The 7,252-nt window shown below is 66.3% G+C and carries 6 protein-coding genes; 1 reads left to right on the forward strand and 5 read right to left on the reverse strand.

The annotated features are described in order from the left end of the window. Positions 1-1,073 (reverse strand): NAD(P)/FAD-dependent oxidoreductase (locus tag VGD20_RS02790; protein ID WP_331132988.1); only part of this gene is annotated, 1,073 nt, incomplete at its 3' end. Positions 1,074-1,345: 272 nt separating this feature from the next. On the opposite strand from VGD20_RS02790, the gene VGD20_RS02795 reads away from it, so the two are divergent. Next, the gene (locus tag VGD20_RS02795; RefSeq protein WP_331132989.1) at positions 1,346-1,726 is read left to right on the forward strand and encodes a glycine zipper 2TM domain-containing protein; all 381 of its coding nucleotides are present in this window, start codon (positions 1,346-1,348) and stop codon (positions 1,724-1,726) included. A 111-nt stretch (positions 1,727-1,837) separates the two neighbouring features. Here the strand turns inward: VGD20_RS02795 and VGD20_RS02800 are convergent, their stop codons facing one another. The 4 genes from VGD20_RS02800 to VGD20_RS02815 all read right to left on the reverse strand — a co-directional run. Beyond that, entirely contained in the window at positions 1,838-4,603 is a 2,766-nt protein-coding gene (locus tag VGD20_RS02800) for a carboxypeptidase regulatory-like domain-containing protein (protein ID WP_331132990.1), read from the reverse strand. 33 nt (positions 4,604-4,636) lie between these two features. Next, the gene (locus VGD20_RS02805; RefSeq protein WP_331132991.1) at positions 4,637-5,467 is read right to left on the reverse strand and encodes a molecular chaperone; all 831 of its coding nucleotides are present in this window, start codon (positions 5,465-5,467) and stop codon (positions 4,637-4,639) included. Between the two features lie 188 nt (positions 5,468-5,655). Next, entirely contained in the window at positions 5,656-6,153 is a 498-nt protein-coding gene (locus VGD20_RS02810; RefSeq protein ID WP_331132992.1) for a DUF4402 domain-containing protein, read from the reverse strand. Positions 6,154-6,427: 274 nt separating this feature from the next. Further along, positions 6,428-7,252 (reverse strand): ParB/RepB/Spo0J family partition protein (locus VGD20_RS02815; RefSeq protein WP_331132993.1); only part of this gene is annotated, 825 nt, incomplete at its 5' end.

Genomic DNA, 7,252 nt, shown 5'->3' on the forward strand with positions numbered 1-7,252 from the left:
GGGTCGGGCACCATTTCGGGCGACCAGCTGCGGAAATTCTGCACCCGGCCGACCTGCACCTTGCTGTCGTGGATATAGATCCAGTTGTCGGGGAACAGGTCTTCCGAGCGGATCTTGAGCGCGACGGTCAGGAAGTCGCGATATTTGAGGTTCGGCGCCGCGTTCAGCGCGCACGCGGGAAGCGGATGGATACGCGCCGCGAGCTCGCGCATCGGCGCCGAGCTGATGACATGTGCGGCGTCGATCACGATCTCGCCGTCGGGGCCGGTCGCGGTCATCCGCCAGCGGCCGGTCCGCTGGTCCTGCGTCAGCTGCTTGAAGCTGTGGCCCATCAGCACATGGTTTCCGCTCGCGACCACCTTGTCGCGCGCCGCGTCCCACATCATGCCGGGGCCGAGGCGCGGATAGCGGAAGGTTTCGAGCAACGTCTTGGTCGCCATGCCGTCGTTCGGGCGCTTGTTGAGCCCGAGGCTGCGCTTCAGCCCGTCGAGCACGGCAGCGCCGAGGCTCAGCCCCTTGATGCGCTGCGCCGCCCAGTCGGCCGACATCTCGTCGCACGGCATGCCCCACACCTTCTCGGTATAGGTCTTGAAAAAGATCGAATAGAGCTTCTTCCCGAACTGGTTGATCGTCCAGTCCTCGAAACTCCGCACCTTCCTGTTCGGAAACAGCTTCGCCTGCGCATAGCTCACCATGCAGAGGGTCGAGCGGATCACGCCGAGGTTCCACAGCGCTTCGAAAGCGCGCAGCGGATAGGAATAGAATTTGCCCTCATAATAGATGCGGCTCATCCGTGGGCGCTCGATGAAATCGTCGGGAAGAATCTCGTTCCACAGGTCGACGACTTCGCGGCTCTTCGAAAAAAAGCGGTGGCCGCCGATATCGAAACGAAAGCCCTCATGCTCGACCGTGCGGCTGATCCCGCCGACGTAGACCGGATCCTTTTCGATCACGGTCACGCGATAACCCTGCTGGGTCAGCTGATAGGCGGCGGTCAGTCCGGCCGGGCCGGCGCCAATGATGGCGACGTCGGCGCTGGTCGGGCGGTTCTTCGAACCAGAAGCGTCAGACATTGATAATTCCCCACAGGCAAATTCATGCTCGTCTCCGCTGTGGCCAAACATGGATAAAAACTGGTTAACGCGGTGCCCATATTCTGTCCGGAGACGCCGATCCGGTTCGTGCCGCACTCCGTCAGGCCGCGCATGGCGATACCGTCGACACGACCAGACGCCCTCGATGGCCGCCGAACCGAACCGGTTGCGACGAAGCGAGGCGGACAGTTCAGCCGGGCGCCATCTTTGCCGTCCTAATCTGGTCGCAGGGACCAAGATGGAGAAAATGGATGTTCCTGCTCAAGAAACTGGCCTTGACCGCGCTGATCGGCGCCAGCGCCCTTGCTGCGCTTCCTGCCGAAGCCGAAGCGCGCGATCGCCACCACCGCCATGGTTATTACAGCGACCGAGGCCATGATCGATATCGCGATTACCGGCGCGACTATCGTCGTGATTATCGCCGCGACTATCGCCGCAGCCATTATCGCGACCGCCGCTATTATTGCCGTCGCGGCAGCGGCACGACCGGTCTGATCGTCGGCGGTGCCGCGGGTGCCCTGCTCGGCCGCGAAGTCGACCGTTACGGCGACCGCCTTCCCGGCACGATCATCGGCGGCGCCGCCGGCGCACTGATCGGCCGCGAGGTCGATCGCGGCGGGCGCCGCTGCTAGGTCCTTGCTGGCTCCTGCCGGTCGCTTGCCGACCGGGAGCAGCCATTGCCTTCTCCCCTCCCTTGATGGGAGGGGAGTGACGCGAAGCCACCCCCAACGGCCCCCGGACTTCTAGGGACTTTCATCGCCGGGCGGTCCGCGTGCACTATTCCCGCCCGGCGGGTCGCCGTCCTGCCTCGCGACCTCGCGGCGCAGCGGCTTCAGCGCCAGCGTGCCCAGCCGGACGCGCGGGGTCGCCTTGCCCGGCACGGCACCGATCGCAAAGGCGCCGTCGAGCCGCAGCGCAGCCGCCGATACCTTGCCCGGCCGGACTGTGTACCGGCCATAAGCAATGCCTTCGAAAAGGAAATATCCGTCGAATTCGGTGACCGTCGTCGCGCGGACGCGGCCTTCGGCATCGACGAGCTCGAGGCTCAGTCCTTCGACCGGATTGCCGCCGTCGCGCCGTATGACGCCCTCGATCTCGCCCGCCGCCGCCATCGGCAAAGCGACACGCGTCGCGACCCCCGGCCGCGGCGATACGACGACGCCGGGCAGCGCAGGCTGGACATAGGGATCGGGCAGGCTGCCGGCATCGATGCCGATCATCACCGGGCGAAAGGGTTCGAGCCCGTCGATCGTCCCGCGGCCATCCTTGCCGGTCGCGGCGTCGACCGCAGCATTGCCCGCGGTCAGCGGCACGCCCGGCAGCGCGGCCTCGCCCGGCTGGCGGATACCATCGCCGTTATCGTCCATCCAGACATCGGCGATCACCTGGCCGCGGCTCGCGAGCTTCTCGCTCGACACGCGCCAGCCGCCATCCGGTTTTGGTCCGAAGCTGAAAGCAAGCGCGATCGATGCCGCGGCCGACCCGTCGCTTGCCACTTCGCCAAATCCAGTTAGCTGCAACTTGTTGAAACGGCGTGTATATCCAGCGCCAACGCGCGCGCGGCCCAGTCCGCGGTCGTAACCGAGCTCGGTCCGCCATTCGGCGTCGCCTTTTCCGGTCCACTCGCCGATCACCGTCATGCGCGTGTCCCTATTGTCGCCCGAGAGTGCAAAACGCGCTTCGCCGCGAACGCGGACGCGCCCGATCCGGGCGTTGGCGAGCAGGCTGGCCACCAGATTGTCGGGCGGATCGGGACCGATCGGAACCTTGGTCCGCGCCCAGTCGAGCTGGCCGGTAAAGGTCAGCGCACGGAAGCTCGCCGACGCCCGCGCGCTCGCTTCGAGGCTTTCGATCCCCGAGCGCCGCTCGACCTGCCGCACGTCGAGATGGAGCGGCAATATCGTTCGCCCCAGCTTGACCGACTGGTCGACCGAAATCGAATAGATTCCGTTGATATTGTTGATGAAACGGTCAGACACGAACCCTCCCCAGCCGCGCATCGCGTCGGCGCGGACATAGGTTTCGCCAAACGCCGCAAGCCAGCTCGCGCGCGCGGCGACCCCGCCATTGTCGGCGTAGGAGCCGCCCACCTCTACCAGTGTCGGCCCGATCGAACGCCGCAACGCCACCTCGCCATAATTGCGCCGGACATTCTCGATCATCAGGCTGTGGAAATAGGCAGCGGCGGACGTGCGCGTATCGAGTCCGCGCTCGATCCCCATCGTCCCGCGCCAGCCGCGCCGGAACGCCCCGCCCCGACGGTTTCCGAACTCGACCAGGTCGGCATTTTCCTGCGCGAACCCCGCCCAATACCAGGTCTGCTGCGGCGGGATCGAGTCCATGCCCACCTGCACCTGCCTGATTTCGCGCCGAATCTGGCCCTGCGGGCCATAGAGCACGATCTCGAAGCGGTTCGTGCCATATTGCAGCGGCACGTCGATAAACTCGTAGCGCCCGTCACCGTTCGGGCTGGTGAAAGCGAGCAATTGCCCGTTGCGATAGAGCTCGGCATCCCACCCTGCGGGCAGGTCGCCGCGGAAAGTGGTCTTGTCGAAGCTGTCGGGGCGCTCGACCGGGCGATTGGTCAGCACCGCCCCGCGCCCCGGCGCCGACGCTGCAACGATCCCCGTCGACAGCAGGCTGACGTCGCCCACCGCATAATGCGTCGCCTTCAGCGGCCCGAGCAGGCGCCCTTCGGGATCGGTGCGATAGAGCCGCATCCGCAGGCTGTCGGCGACGCCTTCGTTATCCGACGACAATCGCGCGTCGAAACTCTGCCCGAGCAGTTCGCCCGCGGCAAAAACCTCGTAACGCGCCTGGACATAGGATCCACCGCGCTTGTCCGACACGCCCCCTGCCGAGGCGACGACATCGACCGACGGCGTCGCCCACGCCTGATACGGCCGCTTCGCCTGCGGCAGGCTCGCGAGGTCGAACGTGGCCTGAGGGCGGATTCCCGCTGCCCGCGCGCGCCGCTCGGCGGCGAGCTGGAACGGCAGCTTGTCCTTGCTGTCGATGCGCAGCACCGCGTTCGACAGGTCGGCGGCGAGCGGAACGCCGAGCCATTTATTGAGGCTGCCGAGATCGACGCACCAGCCCGCGGGCGTGTCGCGGATCATCGTCGAGGTGAGCGCGAAGCTCTGGCTGCCCGCGCGCACCTCGCCCGCATCGCGATCGATCGTCAGGCTGCGCCGTTCGTCGAATACCCAGCCGGTTGCGCGACGCAACTTTCGGTCGACGCGCACCGCGAGGTCGAGCGCGAGCACGATGTCGGCGAGGTCGACGCAAATCCCCTGCGGCGTCTGGTAACCGCGCACCCCGTCGCCGAGGCGATACTGACCCGAGCGGACATCGAACAGCCAGCGGTCGTCCTCGTTCGGCGACCAGCTGTCGGCGGCGAGTGAAACGGGCGCCTTGTCAACGGCATGGGCGCCGGCGGGAACGAGACCCGCCAGCGCCAGCCCGGCCAATATCGCCGGCTTCCATCGGGCAAGCGCCGCGCGGATCATCGTCCCGCCCGCTTCCGTTCCCGCCGTTGCCCGCTACTTCACAACCCGCTCGGCCTCGTCGATCGTGCCGCCGCCGATTTCGCGGTCCTCGGTATAGCGGATACGCACCGGCCCCTTGAGCTTCGCCGCCAGTTCGCCCGGAACGCGCAGCGACACCTTGCGTGCGCCGACCTCGGGATAGACCGCGATGCCGCGCGCGACGAGTAGCGGCTCGGGCAAACCCGGCCGGGTCACCTCGATATCGCCATAGACCGAGCGGTTACCGGTGCGCGCGAGGTCGAAATTGAACGCGGGGCCGTCGGCGCCCTCGCTCACCCACGCCTCGCCGATCGACGCTTCGGCGCCCAGGTCGCCGACACGGACGATCACCGGGATCGTGATGCCATAGATCGGCGTCAGCGCGATCGACACGCCCTCGCCCGCCGGCTTCGCGGGATCGGCGGGCACGGCCGCCGCCGCGTCGGGCACGGCGCGAAACAGCATATGCGCGCGATACTCGCCCGGCGGCGTTCCTTCGGGAACGCGCACCCCGACGCGGATAACCTGTGGCTGGTTCGGCGGCAGGGTGACGCGGCGCGGGCTGAAGGCGATCATGTCGAGCGCGGTCCGCTCGGCCGGATTGACCTTGTCCTCGGCAATCTCGTCGAGCCCGCCCTCGGCGGTCATCCGCTTGATCTCGAGGCTGATGCGATAGGTCGCCGGTTCGGCGCCGATATTGTTCAGCACGACCTCGGTCCCGCGCGACCCGTCGAGGATCACGCGCGTCGGCGCAACGAGCAAGTCGCCCGCAGCCCGAGCGGGCGAAGCCGCGGCGCCCAACGCAGCCGCGGAGAGCAGGCAAAAAGCCCTGAAAAAGCGTAGCATGGATACGATCCCCACAATCGTCCCGGAAACGGCCCCACACCGTCCCGATGGTCGCATCCTGCCTGCGCCAACATGGTTGATATTTCGCTAACCATGCAGATCGAACGCACAAAAATGGGCCGCCGAACCTGCGTCCGACGGCCCGATTTGCTGGCCGGCGAGCGTAGAGCCCGCCGTCCCCCCATCAATTATTGGTAGTTGGCGGTGACGTTGAACGTCCCCGAATAATCGCCCGACGCCTGGTTGGCGCCGACGCTGAGCGTACCGCCGACTTGGAAGCTGCCGCCGGTCGAGCCGAGCGTGATCGTCGGCGCCGAATAGGTCAGCGACGAGGTCATCGTGCCGCCGAGCGAACCGTTGAGCGTGACGCTCGAATCGCCGCCGACGAGCACCACGGCACCGTCGGTGCCGGCAACGTTGAAGTTGGCCGACGTCGCGGTGCCGGTGCAGGTCAGCGATGCGCCGCAAGTGCGGGTGCCGCCCGTCGTCACGGCAACGGTCGAAGCGGTCGCGCCGCTGATGATCGTCGCATATTGCAGGTCGCTGGTGTTGGTGAGCGTGATCTGGCGCAGGATCTTGGCCTTTGCCGTGCCCGTGGCCGACGCTGCATGCGCCGCCGGGGCGTTCATCGCGAGGGCAGCAATCGCGGCGCCGACGAGGGCGCGCTTCATTCCAAATTTGCGCATAAGTTTTGGTCCCTTGAATCCGAAAAATTTCGGTCGAATTTTCGAATGGATATCCCACCCCATTCGCCGAGCCGTTTAGCGGGGGACCCGTTCAGGCTTTGCCAGCAAGCATCGTTAACGACGCGGTAGGAATTGACGCGTGCGGGACGGAATAGAGCAGAAAAATCATTGGCTTATAGATATATTAGAGTGCGCCGGCGCGCGTGATCGCGTCATTTCCGCCCCGGGCTGGTACAAATCGGACAGCGCACGGAAGCCACGATCGGAAACCAAATCAGATCGATTCGCCCGAGAGCCGCTGGCAGATCATGTCGAGCTGGTCGAGCGACGCAAACTTGAGCGTCAGCGCGCCCTTGCCGCCGCCGGCATACTGGATCGCGACGCCGATTCCGAGCAGCTCGGACAAATGGCGTTCGACCGCGACGATATCGGGATCGCGCCCGCCATCCATGCCCTTATATTCGGGCGGTGCCTTGCGCTGCGCATCGCCGCCCTTGCCGGCGCGCACCAGCGCCTCGACCGCACGGACCGAAAGCCCCTCCTTCGCGACGCGGCTCGCGATCGCCTCGGCATCGTCGGCGCCGATCAGCGCGCGGGCGTGCCCCATCGCGAGCGATCCGTCGCTGACCAGCGCCTGAACGCTGGCGGGCAGATCGAGCAGGCGCATCAGGTTCGCGACATGGCTGCGCGACTTGCCGACGAGCTTTGCCAGCGCTTCCTGATTATGCCCGAAATCATCGATCAGGCGGCGGTAGGCGCTCGCCTCTTCGATCGCGTTGAGATCCTGGCGCTGGATATTCTCGACGAGCGCGATCTCGTAGGTCGCGGCATCGTCAAGTTCGCGCACGAGCGCGGGAATCTGGTGCAGCCCCGCACGCTGCGCTGCGCGCCAGCGCCGCTCGCCCGCTACGAGCTGGTAACCGTCGCCATCGGGCGAACGGCGAACAATGATCGGCTGGAGCAATCCCCGCAGCCCGATCGAATCGGCGAGCTCGGCGATCGCATTTTCGTCGAAATGGCGGCGCGGCTGACCCGGCAGCGGCCGAATCGATCCGACGGGGATGTGCTGCACCGAATCGCCCGACACGGGAGCGGCTTT

This window comes from Sphingopyxis sp., from assembly GCF_036402335.1.
In the GTDB taxonomy this organism is placed as follows: Bacteria; Pseudomonadota; Alphaproteobacteria; order Sphingomonadales; family Sphingomonadaceae; genus Sphingopyxis.

Bases quoted from the DNA above. Each gene is read 5' to 3' on its own strand.
- VGD20_RS02795 (WP_331132989.1), top strand. From the start codon at position 1,346: ATGTTCCTGCTCAAGAAACTGGCCTTGACCGCGCTGATCGGCGCCAGC.
- VGD20_RS02810 (WP_331132992.1), bottom strand. From the start codon at position 6,153: ATGCGCAAATTTGGAATGAAGCGCGCCCTCGTCGGCGCCGCGATTGCT.
- VGD20_RS02805 (WP_331132991.1), bottom strand. From the start codon at position 5,467: ATGCTACGCTTTTTCAGGGCTTTTTGCCTGCTCTCCGCGGCTGCGTTG.
- VGD20_RS02800 (WP_331132990.1), bottom strand. From the start codon at position 4,603: ATGATCCGCGCGGCGCTTGCCCGATGGAAGCCGGCGATATTGGCCGGG.